This is a genomic window from Cupriavidus sp. 8B, from assembly GCF_054589115.1.
In genome coordinates, this window is sequence record NZ_BAAILO010000073.1 from 24711 (window position 1) to 42271 (window position 17561).

11 protein-coding genes are annotated in these 17561 nt (G+C 66.8%); 10 read left to right on the forward strand and 1 reads right to left on the reverse strand.

Annotated elements, in window-relative coordinates; translation table 11 throughout:
• Nucleotides 1-3: 3 nt before the first annotated feature.
• From atpD to ACYP5B_RS07110, 9 genes are all read left to right on the forward strand, one after another.
• Entirely contained in the window at nucleotides 4-1407 is a 1404-nt protein-coding gene (atpD, locus tag ACYP5B_RS07070; RefSeq protein ID WP_267604783.1) for a F0F1 ATP synthase subunit beta, read from the forward strand.
• Nucleotides 1408-1548: 141 nt separating this feature from the next.
• On the forward strand, nucleotides 1549-1965 hold the full coding sequence (locus ACYP5B_RS07075) for a F0F1 ATP synthase subunit epsilon (protein ID WP_267604782.1): 417 nt from the start codon (nucleotides 1549-1551) through the stop codon (nucleotides 1963-1965).
• A 749-nt stretch (nucleotides 1966-2714) separates the two neighbouring features.
• Complete coding sequence (locus tag ACYP5B_RS07080; protein ID WP_459569103.1) at nucleotides 2715-3737, forward strand: RsiV family protein; 1023 nt, start codon at nucleotides 2715-2717, stop codon at nucleotides 3735-3737.
• Nucleotides 3738-3742: 5 nt separating this feature from the next.
• Complete coding sequence (locus ACYP5B_RS07085; RefSeq protein WP_459569107.1) at nucleotides 3743-4165, forward strand: CoA-binding protein; 423 nt, start codon at nucleotides 3743-3745, stop codon at nucleotides 4163-4165.
• A 59-nt stretch (nucleotides 4166-4224) separates the two neighbouring features.
• Nucleotides 4225-5181 (forward strand): alpha/beta hydrolase, encoded by a 957-nt coding sequence (locus ACYP5B_RS07090; protein WP_400091694.1) that lies wholly within the window; start codon nucleotides 4225-4227, stop codon nucleotides 5179-5181.
• Nucleotides 5182-5228: 47 nt separating this feature from the next.
• Nucleotides 5229-6326, forward strand: coding sequence for a uroporphyrinogen decarboxylase (gene hemE / locus ACYP5B_RS07095; protein ID WP_400091695.1), 1098 nt, complete (start codon nucleotides 5229-5231; stop codon nucleotides 6324-6326).
• A gap of 571 nt (nucleotides 6327-6897) precedes the next feature.
• Complete coding sequence (locus ACYP5B_RS07100) at nucleotides 6898-9207, forward strand: primosomal protein N' (RefSeq protein ID WP_459569104.1); 2310 nt, start codon at nucleotides 6898-6900, stop codon at nucleotides 9205-9207.
• A gap of 182 nt (nucleotides 9208-9389) precedes the next feature.
• Complete coding sequence (putA, locus tag ACYP5B_RS07105) at nucleotides 9390-13391, forward strand: trifunctional transcriptional regulator/proline dehydrogenase/L-glutamate gamma-semialdehyde dehydrogenase (RefSeq protein ID WP_400091700.1); 4002 nt, start codon at nucleotides 9390-9392, stop codon at nucleotides 13389-13391.
• Nucleotides 13392-13536: 145 nt separating this feature from the next.
• Nucleotides 13537-14688 (forward strand): branched-chain amino acid ABC transporter substrate-binding protein, encoded by a 1152-nt coding sequence (locus ACYP5B_RS07110; protein WP_267604770.1) that lies wholly within the window; start codon nucleotides 13537-13539, stop codon nucleotides 14686-14688.
• Between the two features lie 176 nt (nucleotides 14689-14864).
• Here the strand turns inward: ACYP5B_RS07110 and ACYP5B_RS07115 are convergent, their stop codons facing one another.
• The gene (locus ACYP5B_RS07115; RefSeq protein WP_459569105.1) at nucleotides 14865-15023 is read right to left on the reverse strand and encodes a hypothetical protein; all 159 of its coding nucleotides are present in this window, start codon (nucleotides 15021-15023) and stop codon (nucleotides 14865-14867) included.
• Nucleotides 15024-15388: 365 nt separating this feature from the next.
• On the opposite strand from ACYP5B_RS07115, the gene ACYP5B_RS07120 reads away from it, so the two are divergent.
• Nucleotides 15389-17302 (forward strand): tetratricopeptide repeat protein, encoded by a 1914-nt coding sequence (locus ACYP5B_RS07120; protein ID WP_459569106.1) that lies wholly within the window; start codon nucleotides 15389-15391, stop codon nucleotides 17300-17302.
• Nucleotides 17303-17561: the final 259 nt, after the last annotated feature.

A 17561-nucleotide genomic window follows, 5' to 3' on the forward strand; every position in this document is an offset into this window, starting at 1 on the left:
GAAATGAGTATCGGAAATATTGTGCAGTGTATTGGCGCCGTGGTGGACATCGAGTTCCCCCGCGACGCGCTGCCGAAGGTGTACGAAGCGCTCGTGCTGGAAGACAGCAACGAAGCCTCGTTCGCCGAGAAGGGCCTGACCTTCGAAGTGCAGCAACAGCTGGGTGACGGCGTGGTGCGTACCATTGCCCTCGGCTCGTCGGACGGCCTGCGCCGCGGCATGGCAGTGAAGGGCACTGGCGCCCCGATCTCGGTGCCCGTCGGTCACGGCACGCTGGGCCGGATCATGGACGTGCTGGGTCGTCCCATCGACGAAGCTGGCCCGATCCAATCGGACGAGCTGCGCTCGATCCACCAGAAGGCCCCGAAGTTCGACGAACTGTCGCCTTCGGTCGACCTGCTGGAAACCGGCATCAAGGTGATCGACCTGGTCTGCCCGTTCGCAAAGGGCGGTAAGGTTGGCCTGTTCGGTGGCGCCGGCGTCGGCAAGACCGTGAACATGATGGAGCTCATCAACAACATCGCCAAGCAGCACAGCGGTTTGTCGGTGTTCGCCGGCGTGGGCGAGCGTACCCGTGAAGGGAACGACTTCTACCACGAAATGAAGGACTCGAACGTTCTCGACAAGGTGGCCATGGTGTTCGGCCAGATGAACGAGCCGCCGGGCAACCGTCTGCGCGTGGCACTGTCCGGCCTGACCATGGCCGAGAAGTTCCGCGACGAAGGCCGTGACATCCTGTTCTTCGTCGACAACATCTACCGCTACACGCTGGCCGGTACCGAAGTGTCCGCACTGCTGGGCCGTATGCCTTCCGCAGTGGGTTACCAGCCGACGCTGGCCGAGGAAATGGGCAAGCTGCAAGAGCGCATCACCTCGACCAAGACCGGCTCGATCACGTCGATCCAGGCCGTGTACGTGCCTGCGGATGACTTGACCGACCCGTCGCCTGCCACCACCTTCCTGCACCTGGACTCGACCGTCGTGCTGTCGCGTGACATCGCCGCGCTGGGTATCTACCCGGCAGTCGATCCGCTCGACTCGACCTCGCGTCAGCTGGACCCGCAAGTCGTGGGTCAAGAGCACTACGACGTGGCCCGTCGCGTGCAGCAAACGCTGCAACGCTACAAGGAACTGCGCGACATCATCGCGATTCTGGGCATGGACGAACTGTCGCCGGAAGACAAGCAGTCGGTGTCGCGCGCTCGTAAGATCCAACGTTTCCTGTCGCAGCCCTTCCACGTTGCGGAAGTGTTCACGGGTTCGCCGGGCAAGTACGTCACGCTGAAGGAAACCATCCGCGGCTTCAAGATGCTGGTGGACGGCGAGTGCGATCACCTGCCGGAGCAAGCGTTCTACATGGTCGGCTCGATCGACGAAGCCTTCGAGAAGGCCAAGAAGCTCCAGTAAGCGGCGTTTTTCGCTGCCGGCGCCGTAGTGGCGGTCTAGCCACGGACAGCAATGTCCGGGGCGGCCGCGCTCAGCCTGCCAGCGGAATACTTGCTTCCTGGCAACAGGGAGCCGAAGCTTTCAGGGACTAAAGGAATTCACATGGCAACCATTCTTGTAGACGTCGTCAGCGCCGAATCGTCGATCTTCTCCGGTCAGGCGAAGTTCGTGGCGCTGCCGGGCGAGTCGGGCGAGTTGGGTATCCTGCCGGGCCATACGCCGCTGATTACGCGTATCCAGCCGGGCGCGGTGCGCATCGAGAAGGAAGACGGCAGCGAAGAGTTCGTGTTCGTGGCCGGCGGCATTCTCGAAGTCCAGCCCAAGCACGTCACCGTGCTGGCGGACACCGCTATCCGCGGCAGCGACCTCGACGAAGCCAAGGCGCAGCAAGCCAAGCGCGCCGCTGAGGAGCTGATGCAGAACCAGAGCGGCGATCTCGACCTGGCACGTGCGCAGGGCGAGCTGGCTGTGGCTACTGCGCAGCTGGCTGCCATCGCGCGCCTGCGCCGGAAACGGTAAGAAAAGCAGGGCCGCCGCAGCTGTTGTTTTTTTGGCGGCGGCGAAAAAAAGGCAGCTGCGAGGCTGCCTTTTTTTTATGCCAACGACTATTCTGTCGGCTCAGGACAAAAAAAAAGCGCGCGGGCCGGGGAGGCTCCGCGCGGACGGGAAAATCCCTTCGAGGGGTCAATTCGAAGGAACGGGTAAGGTCCAGGTCAACCAACAGGCGCTAACCACATTCTTTGTGGCCCAGCACCCGGTCAGGCGGCATTGATCGCATTCAGACGATCCAACCAGCCGGAACCGGCAAGCGCCAACATCATCTCAACCTGGTACACCGATCACAGGCATCGCCTGCGATCCGGTCAATCTGGGTGGGAATGCTTCCTTAGGCTTTCTTCACTGACGCCCTCCCTTTCTGTTTGGGGGAGGGAACGCCTTTCACAAAAACTGATTGTGTTAAAGCATTGTGGGGGAAACTTTTGGGGATGGCAGTAACAAAATGTATCGGTTTGCAAGAAGTTGAAAGCGCGGTAACTAAATAAGTGTCTAAATAGGCATGTTAGACCACATGTCACCGCGCTCGCTGCCAGGCGGCGGGAACATCACCATGCGGCGCGGGTCCGATAGCATTCGCTGATCCTGCCATCCGCCTTGCGGTCCGGCCACCGACTGCCATGCCGCTTTCCTTCCCCTTTTACTCCTTTTGCCCCTTTGCCCAGGCCCCCGGCCATATCGCGAGAGGCCTTGTCCAGCATAGGCTGGCGGCGTTGCTGGCCACGTCTTTCATCGCGGCTGGCCAGGTTGGCGCGGCCGAGCCGCAAGCGCCCGCCGGTGTGCTTTGGCAGGGGGAGCTCGACGGCCACGTACAGGTATCGCTAACGATATTTCCACGCGCGGGGACTGGCGGGATCGACGGCACGGCCCGTTACGATTCAATGCTCGCCGCCGCGCCGCGTCAACTCGATGGCCAATTGACATCCGATGGACGGTTGAGTGTGCACGAGCGCGCTACCGGCCAGGCGCCTGTTGAGTATCCCGAAGCCCGCGATGGTGCACGTTTCGAGGGCATCGTCTCCTCCGATGGGTTGAGTGTCAGCGGGGAATGGATGAATACCGACGGTACCCGCCGCCAGGCGTTGACGCTCACGCGCAAGGCAATCTATCGCGAGCGCACCATGGATGTGGCTGGTGCGCGTCTTACCGAACGTTATCCCGAAACCGGCCGCCCACGCCTGGACGCGCTGATTACGTCACTGCGTGCCGGCGGCTGCGGCCAGGGAGAGCAGGAGTGCCGCAGCGCGATCGAGCTGATGCGGCTGGATGCCGGCAATGTCAGCCTGCTGCGTACCACCTGGCGCTACAGCGGTGGCGCGCATGGCAGCCTCGACTACGTGAGTGGCACCTCGCGGCGTCATGCCCCTGAGAGTGCAACGGCATCCGCGCCAGCTGCCCGGCCGGTCTATCGCCCGGTCGGGCTGGCCGATCTCCTGCAGCCGGGCGAGGCCTGCCTGCAAAAATTCAACGACGAGATACAGGCCGCACTGAAGCGGCAGGGCGCAGCCGAGCCCGCGCGTGGCGTGTTCGACGCACCTGCCCTGCACGAATCGCGCGTCCCGTTTACCCTGTACCGCGGTGGCGTGGTGTTGCACTACGCCCCTTATGCGGTCGGCCCGTTTGCACAGGGCTCTTACCAGGTGGCGGTGCCGTTCGCGCGGCTGGGCAGCTGTGCCCGCCCGGGGGGCACCGGCCGCGATCAGTCCCCCGAACCCAACGAGAAGGAATCGACGTGAGCGAGATGCAGACTGCCATACGCGGCATGCTGGCGATGAAGACGGTAGCCGTGGCCGGCCTGTCCGGGCACCCGGACAGGCCCAGCCATGAAGTCGCCGCCTACCTGCAGCGCCACGGCTATCGCATTGTCCCCGTCAATCCGCGCCATGCGGGCGAGCACATCCTGGGCGAGACCTGCCACGCCAGCCTGGCCGAGGCTGCTGCGGCCTTGGCCAAGTCGGGGCAGCGGATCGAGTGGGTCGATATCTTCCGCCGCGCCCCCGATGTGCCGCCGGTGGTCGAGGATGCCATCGCGATCGGCGCGCGAGGCGTCTGGCTGCAACTCGGCATCGTCAACGACGAGGCCTTTGCCCGGGCCACTGCCGCCGGGTTGCTGGCGGTGCAGGATCGCTGCAGCAAGATCGAGCTGATGCGCCAGGTTGCCTGATCCCGCTAAACTAGCCACCCTAGCTCCCAATCCCGCTCCCAATCCAGCCCCAAGCAGCCATGGCCATCGATCCCCAGCTTCTCGACTACTACCGCCGGCTCTCCGAACGCTACGCCGGCCAGCCCGAGCCGGCCGACGCCGCGGGCCGCCGCGCGCGCTTCGCCGAGATCGCGGCAACTTCGGTCGTGCCCGACCCGGAAGGCATCCAGGCCACCGACATGGAGCTGGCGTTGCCCGGCCGCACGCTGGCGGCGCGGTTGTTCCGCCCGGGGGGCGTGGCCGAGCCGCGCCTGATCGTCTATTTCCACGGTGGCGGCTGGGTGCTGGGCTCGCATGACACGCATCACAGCGTGGCAGCGATGCTCGCCGCCGACACCGGCTGCGCGGTGGCCAGCGTTGACTACCGGCTGGCGCCGGAGCATCCGTTCCCCGCACCGTGCGATGACGCGCTGCAGGCGGTGCTGTGGTTTGCCGAGCAACGTGTCCGGTTGCGCCTGGACGCAGGCTTCCTGGCCGTGGCGGGCGACAGCGCGGGCGGGCACCTGGCGGCGCAGGCCGCGCGCTGGGCCAATGCGCACGGGCGCCCCGGCCTGGTCAACGCCCAGTTGCTGATCTATCCAGTGGCCGCGCCGGTGCTGGCCAGCGAAAGCTATCGCGCCTTCGCGGATGGCCCCGGACTCACCCGCGACGAGATGGCCTGGTTCTGGACGGCATTCATCGGCGCCGAGCGCCTTGCCGCCGGCGCCGCCATCGAAGACACGCGCATCCACCTGATGGGCGCCGCGCCACAGCACCTGCCTCCGGCCAGCGTGGTGATGGTTGCCGCCCACGACGTGCTGCGCGACGACGGCCTGGCCTACGCCGACTACCTGGTGCGCTACGGCGCGCCGGTGATCACGCTGGAGGCAAGCGGCATGACGCACGGCTTTGCCCGCCTGCAGCCCGACGCCCCGCGCGCGCGCGAATGGATGCGCCGCGCCGCGCAGGCCTTCAAGGAACTGGCGGCGGATATCTAAGCTGCCGGCAGCGGCCGGCCATCCCGTAAAATGGCGGTCTTACGAGGATGACCATGACCGCATTGCAGAACGATACCTTCCTGCGCGCGCTGCGCCGGCAACCGACCGAGTACACCCCGCTGTGGCTGATGCGTCAGGCGGGGCGCTACCTGCCCGAATACAATGCCACGCGCGCTCGCGCCGGCAGCTTCCTGGGCTTGGCCAAGAACCCGGCCTACGCGACCGAGGTTACCCTGCAACCCCTCGAGCGCTATCCGCTCGACGCGGCCATCCTCTTCTCCGACATCCTGACCGTGCCCGATGCCATGGGGCTCGGGCTGTCGTTCGCGCAGGGCGAAGGCCCGCGCTTTGCCCACCCGCTGCGCACCGAGGGCGACGTCAAGAAGCTGGCGGTGCCGGATATGGCCTCGCTGTCCTACGTGTTCGACGCGGTCAGCGAGATTCGCCGGGCGCTGGTGCAGGACGGCCGCCAGCGCGTGCCGCTGATCGGCTTCTCGGGCAGCCCCTGGACGCTGGCCTGCTACATGGTCGAGGGCGCCGGCTCCTCCGATTTCCGCACGGTCAAGGCCATGATGTACAGCCGCCCCGACCTGATGCACCGCATCCTGGAGATCAACGCGCAGGCCGTGTCGGCCTACCTGAATGCGCAGATCGAGGCAGGTGCCCAGGCCGTGATGCTGTTCGATACCTGGGGCGGCACGCTGGCAGACGGCATGTATCAGGCGTTCTCCCTGGCCTATATGCGCAAGGTGCTGGCCGGACTGAAGCGCGAGCACAACGGCGAGCAGGTGCCGGCCATCGTGTTCACCAAGGGCGGCGGCTTGTGGCTGGAAGCGCTCACCGAGATCGGCGCCGATGCGCTCGGCCTGGACTGGACGGTCAACCTGGCGCAGGCGCGCCGCCGCACTGGCGGCAAGGTGGCCCTGCAGGGCAACATCGACCCCAATGTGCTGTTTGCGCCGGAAGCCGCGATTCGCGAGCAGGTGCGTGGCGTGCTCGACAGCTACGCCGCCGGCGGCGGCTGCGACGGACACGTCTTCAACCTCGGCCATGGCATCTCCCAGTTCACCCCGCCGGAGAATGTGACGGTGCTGGTGGACGAGGTGCATCGCTACAGCCGGCAGCTGCGCACCGCGGCAAGGTGACAGCGGATGCACGTCTTCCCTCCCTCCCGGGGGTACCGCCTGTGCGGCGCAGCGAGCCAGCCTCGCGCGCCGCATCGGGACGCTCGGGTGCCGGGGGAGGCTTGCCCGAAGCGCTGTCAAGTAAACTATTTTGCAATATTTCGCCCTTTCGGTGCCGGTTCGCGCTTGTCAAGGCTTGACTTATGCACATCAATGGGTTTTCCGCAGTGCAAGACCGGGTTAGTCCTTAACTCATCTGAGGGAGGTCGCCAAGTCCTTGATTTACAAGGCATTGCATCTAGCCACGCACAGGCTGGAATGCCCGTGGGAGCCTTGTTTTACGGGGCTTGGCGGGAACTCCGGACGAGTTTTCAACAAAGTTATCCACAGGCGGTGCCCGGGGCCGGGAAAACCAGCCATCTATCATCGACTTAGGGGCACATTTGAAGCGTTACTTTAAGTTGATGTTGCACCGCACACTTATTTTGTCTGGAAAGCGGCTCAGTCCCGGTCTGCACACACATTGGGCTTGCTCGCCCCAATCTGGACCGTACCCACCGCTGCGCTGGACGATCGGCCCGGGAGGCGCGGCGTGACGTCGCCGGCGATCCCCGACGAAGCCGGGGCGGCCGCCACAGAGCCCTCCGGCCGAGCACCGCTTGCCGTGGTGCAGGTGGCGCTCGATACGCCGGCTGACGATGTCTTCGATTACCTTGCTGGCCCGGAAGTGCAGCCCGGCGAACTGGTCACGGTGCCGTTCGGCCGCCGTACGCTGGTCGGCGTGGCCGTATCGCGTTGCGCGCACTCCGATGTACCCGCCGACAAGCTGCGCGCCGTGGCGCAGCGCCTGGACTGGCTGCCGCCGCTTGGCGCCCACTGGATCGCGCTGGCGGGTTTTGCCGCTCGCTATTACCACCGCTGCCTCGGCGAAGTCATGCTGCCCGCGCTGCCCCCCGCATTGCGCGAGGCCGACGGCTGGGCGCGGCTGGCACTGCGTGCCCGCAGCGAACACTACCGCATAGCCCCGGGGCAGGGCGAGGCGCTGTTGGCGGCGGTGCCGCCGCGCGCCCGCACCGTGCTGGCGCTGGCTCAGGCGCTGGTGGCTGCAGCCAGGCAAGGGCAGGCGGTATCCGCCGCCGAGGCGCGCGTGCTCTGCAGCGCGGCGCCGTCGCGCCTGGCGGAGTGGGCCGAGGCCGGCTGGGTGACCTCCGAGCGGGCCGACCAGCCCTTGCTGGGCGCGCCCTCGGCTGCCGAGCCGTCCACCGCGCCGCCGCTGCACGAAGAGCAGCGCGTGGCCGTGGAGGCGATCGGGCAGGCCAAGGGATTTGCGCCTTTCCTCCTCCATGGCGTCACCGGCAGCGGCAAGACCGAGGTCTACCTGCACGCCATGGCCGAAGTGCTGGCGCGCGATGCGCAGGCGCAGGTGCTGATGCTGGTGCCCGAGATCAACCTCACCCCGCAGCTGCAAGGCCGGATTGCCTCGCGCTTCCCCCATCTGCCGCTCGCAGTGCTGCACAGCGGCCTGGCCGACCAGGAGCGCACCCTGCAGTGGCTGGCCGCGCACCGCGGCGAGGCCCGCATCGTGTTGGGCACGCGGCTGGCGGTGCTGGCTTCGCTGCCGCACCTGGCGCTGATCGTGGTCGACGAGGAGCACGACACCTCCTACAAGCAGCAGGAAGGCCTGCGCTACTCCGCACGCGACCTGGCCGTATGGCGGGCCAAGCAGCTCGGCGCGGCCGTGGTGCTGGGCTCCGCCACGCCGTCCATGGAGTCCTGGTGGCGCGCGGAGCAGGGCACCTACCGCAAGCTGGTGCTGCGCGAGCGTGCCCAGACCGACGCCACGCTGCCCACGGTACGCCTGATCGATATCAACCAGGAACGTCAGCGCCAGCGCGCTCTCTACGAAGGCCTGTCGGTGCCGTTGCTCAACGCCATCGAGGCCCGCCTGCAGCGCGGCGAACAGAGCCTGCTGTTCCTGAACCGGCGCGGCTACGCCCCGGTGCTCGCTTGCGACAGCTGCGGCTGGCTCTCCGGCTGCCCGCGCTGCTCGGCCTATATGGTGCTGCACCGGCCTGAGCGCCGCCTGCGCTGCCACCATTGCGGCCTGGAATCCCCGGTGCCGCATCACTGCCCGGATTGCGGAAATGTGGACGTAGCGCCGCTTGGACGAGGCACTCAGCGCATCGAGGAAGCCCTGGCCGCCCGCTTCCCGCAAGCCCGCATTGCCCGCATCGATGCCGATTCCACGCGCCGCAAGGGCAGTGCCCAGGCCATGTTCGATGAGGTCCACGCGGGCGAGGTCGACATCCTGGTCGGCACCCAGATGGTGGCCAAGGGGCACGACTTCCAGCGCGTGACCCTGGTCGGCATCGTCCATCCGGACGCCGCCATGTTCAGCCACGATTTCCGCGCGGCCGAGCACTTGTTTGCCTCCCTGATGCAGGTGGCAGGGCGCGCCGGAAGGGCGGGGCTGGCAGGCGAGGTGCTGATCCAGACCCGCTATCCCGATGCATCGGCATTGCAGGCATTGGTACGCCATGACTATGATGGATTCGCGGCGACCCAGTTGCGCGAGCGCCGCCAGGCCGGGTTGCCCCCGTTTGCCTACCAGGTGCTCGTCACGGCCGACCATGCCGAGCTGGAGCGTGCGCTGGCGTTCCTCCAGAGCGCACGGAATCGTGCCGATGCGTGCCGGATGGCGCCGGAGGTGCAACTCCATGATCCGGTACCGATGTCGATGGTGCGGGTGGCTAACCGGGAGCGGGCGCAGATGTTGGTGGAAAGCACTTCACGCCTTGCGTTGCAACGATTCATCAGCGAGTGGGTGCAAACTTTCGGCGAGGCGCTGGCCGATGCCAAGGGCGTTCGCTGGCAACTGGAGATTGATCCCTTGCGAATCTGAGTGACGTTCGGAAGCGCTCGGGCCAGCGCAGCACATGGTACGGTGCAACCACATTTTCAACAGGACATGAGTGGTTGTACCTAGTTGCACCTTTGGTTTGCCCCGGAGTATGATCGCGCCAATCTGCAGGTTTCCCCGCGGTAACGGAAACCAGCGTCCGCGTCTTACGGAGAATCAAGCGCATGGCCACCACCACCCTCGGCGTCAAACTCGACGACGCCTCCCGCGAGCGCCTCAAGCGTGTTGCCCAGTCGATCGACCGCACGCCGCACTGGCTGATCAAGCAGGCGATCTTCACCTACCTTGAGCAAGTCGAGCGGGGCCACATCCCGCATGAGACCAGTGCCGCCGGTACGGGGAGCGAGGGTGCGGCGGATGGCGCCGATGGCTTTGACGGCGCCACCGGCGACGGCGCCGTGCAGCCTTTCCTGGAATTCGCCCAGAGCGTGCAGCCGCAGTCGGTGCTGCGCGCGGCGATCACAGCCGGTTACCGCCGCCCGGAGTCCGAGTGCGTGCCGGTGCTGCTGGAGCAGGCCCGGCTGCCGCATCAGCAGGCCGAAGCCGCGCTGGCCATGGCCCGGACCCTGGCCACGCGGCTGCGCGAGCGCAAGGTCGGCACCGGCCGCGAAGGGCTGGTGCAGGGGTTGATCCAGGAATTCTCGCTGTCGTCGCAGGAAGGCGTGGCGCTGATGTGCCTGGCCGAGGCGCTGCTGCGCATTCCCGACAAGGCCACCCGCGACGCGCTGATCCGCGACAAGATCAGCGGCGCCAACTGGCAGTCCCACCTGGGCCAGAGCCCGTCGGTGTTCGTCAACGCCGCCACCTGGGGCTTGCTGTTTACCGGCAGGCTGGTGGCCACCCATACCGAGGCCGGCCTGTCCAAGGCGCTGACCCGCATCATCGGCAAGGGCGGCGAGCCGCTGATCCGCAAGGGCGTGGACATGGCGATGCGCCTGATGGGCGAGCAGTTCGTCACCGGCGAGACCATTTCCGAGGCGCTCGCCAACGCGCGCAAGTACGAGGCCGAGGGCTTCCGTTACTCCTACGACATGCTGGGCGAGGCGGCCATGACCGAGGCCGACGCGCAGCGCTACCTGGCCTCCTACCAGCAGGCCATCAACGCCATCGGCCAGGCTTCGCGCGGGCGCGGCATCTATGAAGGCCCGGGCATCTCGATCAAGCTCTCGGCGTTGCATCCGCGCTACAGCCGCGCGCAGCACGAGCGCGTCATCAGCGAGCTGTACGGCCGCCTCAAGTCGCTGACCTTGCTGGCCCGCCAGTACGACATCGGCATCAATATCGACGCCGAGGAAGCCGATCGCCTGGAAATCTCGCTCGACCTGCTCGAGCGCCTGTGCTTCGAGCCCGAGCTGGCCGGCTGGAACGGCATCGGCTTCGTGGTGCAGGGCTACCAGAAGCGCTGCCCGTTCGTGATCGACTACCTGATCGACCTGGCCCGCCGCAGCCGCCACCGCCTGATGATCCGCCTGGTCAAGGGCGCGTACTGGGACAGCGAGATCAAGCGCGCCCAGGTGGACGGGCTGGAGGGCTATCCGGTCTACACGCGCAAGGTCTATACCGACGTGTCCTACGTGGCCTGCGCGCGCAAGCTGCTGTCGGTGCCGGACGTGATCTACCCGCAGTTCGCTACCCATAATGCCCACACGCTGGCGGCCATCTACCAGATCGCCGGCCACAACTACTATCCTGGCCAGTACGAGTTCCAGTGCCTGCACGGCATGGGCGAGCCGCTGTACGACCAGGTGGTCGGCCCGCTGGCCGACGGCAAGTTCAACCGCCCGTGCCGGATCTACGCGCCGGTCGGCACGCACGAGACGCTACTGGCCTACCTGGTGCGCCGCCTGCTGGAAAACGGCGCCAACACATCCTTCGTCAACCGCATCGCCGACGACACCATCTCGCTGGACGAGCTGGTGGCCGATCCGGTCGCCGTGGTCGAGCAGATGCACGCCGAGGAAGGCACGCTGGGCCTGCCGCACCCGCGCATTGCGCAGCCGCGCAACCTCTACGGCGAGTCGCGCGCCAATTCCGCCGGCATCGACCTGTCCAACGAGCATCGCCTGGCTTCGCTGTCGTCCGCGCTGCTGGCCGGCACCAGCGAGGCGGTCACCGCCGTGCCGCTGCTGGGCACGCAAGCCGCCACCGGCGAGGACGCCAACCAGCCGGCGCCCGTGCGCAACCCATCCGACCTGCGCGACGTGGTCGGCCATGTCACCGAAGCCAGCATGGCCGAAGTGGAAGCCGCGCTGCAGGCCGCCGTCAACGCCGCGCCGATCTGGCAGGCGACCCCGGCCGATGTGCGCGCCGCCGCGCTGGAACGCGCCGCGGAACTGATGGAAGCGCAGATGCAGTCCCTGATGGGCATCATCATGCGCGAGGCCGGCAAGACGTTCTCCAATGCCATCGCCGAAGTGCGCGAGGCGGTGGACTTCCTGCGCTATTACGCCGCGCAGGTGCGTGAAACGTTCTCCAGCGACACCCATCGCCCGCTCGGCCCCGTGGTCTGCATCAGCCCGTGGAATTTCCCGCTGGCCATCTTTACCGGCCAGGTCGCGGCCGCGCTGGCTGCCGGCAACACCGTGCTGGCCAAGCCCGCCGAGCAGACCCCGCTGATTGCCGCCCAGGCCGTGCGCCTGCTGCGCGAGGCCGGCGTGCCGGCCGGCGCGGTGCAACTGCTGCCGGGCCGTGGCGAAACCGTGGGCGCAGCGCTGGTGGGCGACGCCCGTGTCAAGGGCGTGATGTTCACCGGCTCCACCGAAGTGGCGCGCCTGTTGCAACGCAGCGTGGCCGGCCGCCTGGACGCTGCCGGCCGCCCGGTGCCGCTGATCGCCGAGACCGGCGGCCAGAACGCGATGATCGTGGACTCCTCCGCACTGGCCGAGCAGGTGGTTGGCGACGTGGTGAACTCCGCCTTCGACTCGGCCGGCCAGCGCTGCTCCGCGCTGCGCGTGCTGTGCCTGCAGGAAGAGGTGGCCGACCGCGTGCTGGAAATGCTCAAAGGCGCCATGAATGAGCTCACCATGGGCAACCCGGACCGCCTGTCCACCGACGTCGGCCCGGTGATCGACGAGGAGGCGCGCGGCAACATCGTGCGCCATATCGACGCCATGCGTGCCAAGGGCCGCCGTGTCCACCAGGCCGACCCGGATGGCGCGGCCAGCGCGGCCTGCCGCAATGGCACCTTCGTCTCGCCGACGCTGATCGAGCTCGACAGCATCGAAGAGCTGCAGCGCGAAGTCTTTGGCCCCGTGCTGCACGTGGTGCGCTACCCGCGCGCCGGCCTCGACACGCTGCTTGAGCAGATCAACGGCACCGGCTACGGCCTGACCATGGGCATCCACACCCGCATCGACGAGACCATCGAGCACATCGTCGAGCGCGCGGAAGTGGGCAACCTCTACGTCAACCGCAATATCGTGGGCGCGGTGGTGGGCGTGCAGCCCTTCGGCGGCGAAGGCCTGTCCGGCACCGGCCCCAAGGCGGGCGGCCCGCTGTACCTGCACCGCCTGTTGTCGGTCTGCCCGCAGGACGCCGTGGCCCGCGTGGTGCGCGCCTCCGACACCCTCGGCGGCGCCGACGAGACCAGCCCGGTGCGCCGCACGCTGACCGAGGCACTGGGTACGCTCAAGGAATGGGCGCAGCGCGAGAGCGCGGCGCTGCCCGAACTGGCGGCGGCGTGCGAGCGCTTTGCCACGGCCTCGGCGGCCGGCCTGTCGGTCACGCTGCCCGGCCCCACCGGAGAGCGCAACACTTATACCCTGCTGCCGCGTGCAGCGGTGCTGTGCCTGGCCCAGCAGGAGGCCGACCTGGCCGTCCAGCTGGCGGCGGTACTGGCGGCCGGCAGCCAGGCTGTGTGGGTTGAAAGCCCCATGGCCCGGGCCCTGTTTGCCCGCCTGCCCAAGGCAGTACAATCGCGCGTCCGCCTGGTGGCCGACTGGTCGGCCAGCGACACCGGCTTCGACGCGGTCCTGCACCATGGCGATTCCGACCAGTTGCGCGCCGTGTGCGAGCAGCTGGCCACGCGCCCGGGCCCCATTATTTCGGTGCAAGGCCTGGCGCACGGTGAACCGAATGTAGCCATCGAGCGTTTGTTGATCGAGCGTTCGCTGTCCGTCAATACGGCGGCAGCGGGCGGCAATGCCAGTTTGATGACGATCGGCTAACCGCCGGGCGTTGATCGAAGCGACGCGAGGCAGCGGCGATCCCGCAGACCTCGCGTATTTGAAAATCGGGAAGCGTTTCGCGCCACACCCGGACGCGTCCAAAAACGCAGCAAAGGCTATAGAGAATAGCCACCAAGGAGAACAGATGAACTCGACTTTCCACAAGACGGCCCTGACCGTTGCCCTGTCCGTCGCTGGCCTTTGCGCCACCTCGGCTGCCTTCGCCCAGGCGCAGGAAATCAAGCTGGGCTTTGCCGCGCCGATGACCGGCGGCCAAGCGCAATACGGCAAGGACATGCAGAACGGCGTCGTCCTCGCCATCGAGGAAATGAACGCGACCAAGCCCAAGATCGGCGGCAAGGACGTCAAGTTCGTACTGCTCTCCGAGGACGACGCAGCTGACCCCAAGACCGGCTCGGTGGTCGCGCAGAAGCTGGTCGACAACGGCATCCAGGGCATGCTGGGCCACTTCAACTCCGGCACCAGCATCCCCGCCTCGATGGTCTACAACCGCGCCGGCATCCCCCAGATCGCCATGGCAACGGCGCCTGAGTACACCCGCCAGGGCTTCAAGACCACCTTCCGCATGATGACCTCCGACACCCAGCAGGGCTCGGTGATCGGTGCCTTCGTGGTGAAGAAGCTGGGCGCCAAGAGCATCGCCATCGTCGACGACCGCACTGCCTACGGCCAAGGCCTGGCAGACGAGTTCGAGAAGGCCGCCAAGGCTGCCGGCGGCAAGATCGTGCGCCGCGAGTTCACCAACGACAAGGCGGTGGACTTCAAGGCCGTGCTGACCAACATCAAGCGCAGCAACCCGGACGTGATCTTCTTCGGCGGCGCCGAGACGCAATCCGCACCGATGGCCAAGCAGGTCAAGGAACTCGGCATGAAGTCGCCGGTGGTGTCGGGCGAAATGTCGAAGACCGACAACTTCCTGAAGCTGGCCGGCCCTGCTGCCGAGGGCACGGTCGTGTCGCTGGCCGGCCTGCCGCTGGAGCAGATGCCCGGTGGCACCACCTACGAGAAGAAGTACGAGAAGCGCTTCGGCGGCAAGGTGCAGACCTACTCGCCGTACGCCTATGACGGTGCCACGGCCATGATGACCGCCATGGTCAAGGCCGGCTCGGCCGATCCGGCGCGGTACCTGCCGGTGCTGGCGGCCACCAACATGCAAGGCGTGACCACCAAGACCCTGGCCTACGACGCGCGCGGCGACCTGAAGGACGGCGGCATTACCGTCTACAAGGTGGTTGGCGGGAAATGGACCGTGCTGGAGACGGTGGGCGGCAAGTAAGCCATCCTCTCCATGGAACGACAACGCCAGCCTGCTGGCTTAGCCGCTCGGTCAAAGCGTTGATCGCGCCCTCGAGGGGGCGCAATACGCCTCAGTCAACGACTGGGGCGTTTCTTTTCCCAAGGTAGGATCTGCCGTGACCCAGGGGGGCGGGCCTGTCCTGACGCCACATGCCCTCAGTCCTCCTCGACGTCGAAGTCCCGGCCACCCTCCCACGCAGCCGCTGCATCCTCGTAGATGCCACCATCGCGCCGGCCTACCGCCAGAACGATGATGTCGGGCGGGTTTTCGTTGTCGCGGACCAGGTAGACCAGTCGGTACCCGACGCCACGCAACTTGATTGGCCATGAATTCCGGAGATACCGTGTAGAACGCGGGCCGGTTGTGGTTCAGGACAGCCACAGGCTGGCCTTGGGAACCTTGCTGGGATTTTGCTTGAATTCCGAGATGCTGACGGTCAGCAGGCTATGGATGATTTCCATCAAAAGCTCCGGATAGGTCTAAATTCAGACCTATATTACGCCCTATTTCTGCATTCCCAAGGCTGGCGGGCGGCGTTGTCGTTTGTGACATACATGGGGAGCAGGCCGATGTCTAGTGCTGCGCTTGCGGCCGGAATGGCCCCTTGTTCTCACAAGCGGGAGGGGGCCTCCATGGCGCATAATCCCGCACTCGCACATCCACCCCGAAGGAGCAGTCCGTGTCCGTGCAGGAAGTCAGCTACGACCACGCCATCGAGCTAGCCAACGCAGAGCGCTACGATGAAGCGCTGGTCATTCTCGACCAGCTTTCGCAGGCGCAGCCTCAAGTGGTGGATTTCGATTGCCTGCGGGCACGCGTGCACTTCGATCGCGGCGACGCGCAAGCCGCCTTTGCCGTGCTCGATGCGGCGCTGGCCAAGCTGCCCGGGCTGCCGCTGCACCCGGCGCACCGCTGGTCCTCGCGCGGCGTGATCGCGCACCGCTACGGCATGCTGCTGATGGCGATGGAGCGCTTCCAGGAGGCGCTGCCCTGGCTGGAAGAAGCCGCGCTGCGCAACGGCTTGTCCTCCGGCGAGTGGAGCGCCCGCCTGCATGCCGGGCTGGTGCATTACCGGCTGGGCAATTTCGCCGCGGCCGGCGCCTATTGGTATGACCTGCTCTATCGCGCGCCGGACCTTGGCGTCGAAGACATCCTGGCCCAGGCCCTGGCGCATGTGAATGCCGCCGGCGAGCAGGCCGAGCCGATGCTGCGCCTGTGCCTGGCGCGGATCGGCCTGGACAACCCGGACCTGCTCGAACTGGACGAAGCCGCGGGCGACGCCCTGGCCGCGGAGCAGGCCGCCATCGTGCTGGCCAGCCAGCCGGACCACCCGCACGCCCGCCGCATCCGCGCGCCGTTGCGCTACCGGGCTGGCGAGCTGGACGGCGCCTGGGACGACTTTGCCACCTACCAGCGCCACGCGCCGGACCCGAAGGCGCAGGTGCGCGAGCTGGAATGGCGCCACCAGTCCGGCGAGGCCGAGCCGTGGCTGCGCTTCTCCTTTGTGGACAAGGCCACCGACGCGACCGGCTACTACAACGCTGGCGTGGCGCTGGCCGAGTTCATGGACGCGGTGCCGGCCGCCGAGGCCGCATTGACCCCGCACCTGATCCAGGCCTACCGCCTGGGCCTGGCGCGCTTCGAGGCCTACTTCGCCACCGGCGAGGGCGGCTACGATGACGCCGATCCCCATATTTTTTCGTTGCTGTGCCACAACCTGGCCACCCGGCTGGAAGGCGACGGCAACCGCGCGGAGCGCATCGCGCTGCACGAGAAGGGCATCGCGGTCAGCGAATTCATCGAGCACTGGATCGACCTGCTTGAATGCCTCGAGGCAGCCGGGCAGCACGGCAAAGCCGTGGAAGTCGCCGGCGATGTGCTCAACCGCTATCCGCTGGAGCGCGACCCCGCCAATGTGGGCTGGATCTTCAGCCGGCTGATGAGCAGCTGGAAGGCCATCGGCGGCGCGGAAGTGACGTCGGCGGCCCGTGATGCGCTGGCGCACATGGATGCCCGCGCCGACGCCTTGCCGGTGGAGGAACGTAGCCAGACCGCCCACGCGCTGGCTCACGCCCGCGCGCACTTCGCGAGCCTGCTGCGCGACGCGATCGGCAGCATGGACCAGCACGACCGCACCGACGCGAAGGCCGAGATCGAGGCCCTGCAGCGCCGCGCGCTGCTGATCGAGGACGCGTGGCTGTGCAATCAGTTCGGCATGATCTGGCGCGACCTGGGCGCGCCGGAGCGTGCGCTGCCGCTGTTCGAGCAAGCCATCGCGCTGACCGCCGACGATCCCGTGGACCAGGCCTTCCCGCGCCTGCAGCGCGCGCTGATCCGCAACGGCGAGAAGCAATACGCGCAGGCGCTGACCGATTTCGAGGCCGCCTTTGCCGCGCGCGACCGCTGGGACGGCGAGGCTTACCTCGGCGCCGTCGAGGCCGCGCTAGGGCTGGAGCAGCGCGAGACCGCGCTGGGCTACTTCGACAAGGCCCGCGCAAGCGGTGCCGCGGAGGGCAAGACGCGCTCGCTGTATGCCCGCATGGAAACCGGCCTGCGCGCTACCCGGCCGGGATGGAAGTTCTGGGGCGTGTAGCCTCGGGAGCCAGCCGCATCCGCGGCTCAGTCACGATAATAAAACGCCATCCCTGTAAGATGGCGTTTTTTTACGTGTGAACACATCACGTTGGCAGCAACTTCCGTGCCTTGTCGGACAAACTCCGACATGGAATGTCATGTGCCTCCGCTACCATATAAGCCGTCAACTACCCCGGCCTAAAGGCCGGAGCTTGCAAAGGCAACTGAACAAGCTCGGGTTGACCAGGCAAAGCGGTAACCAACCCGCTACGTTGCGA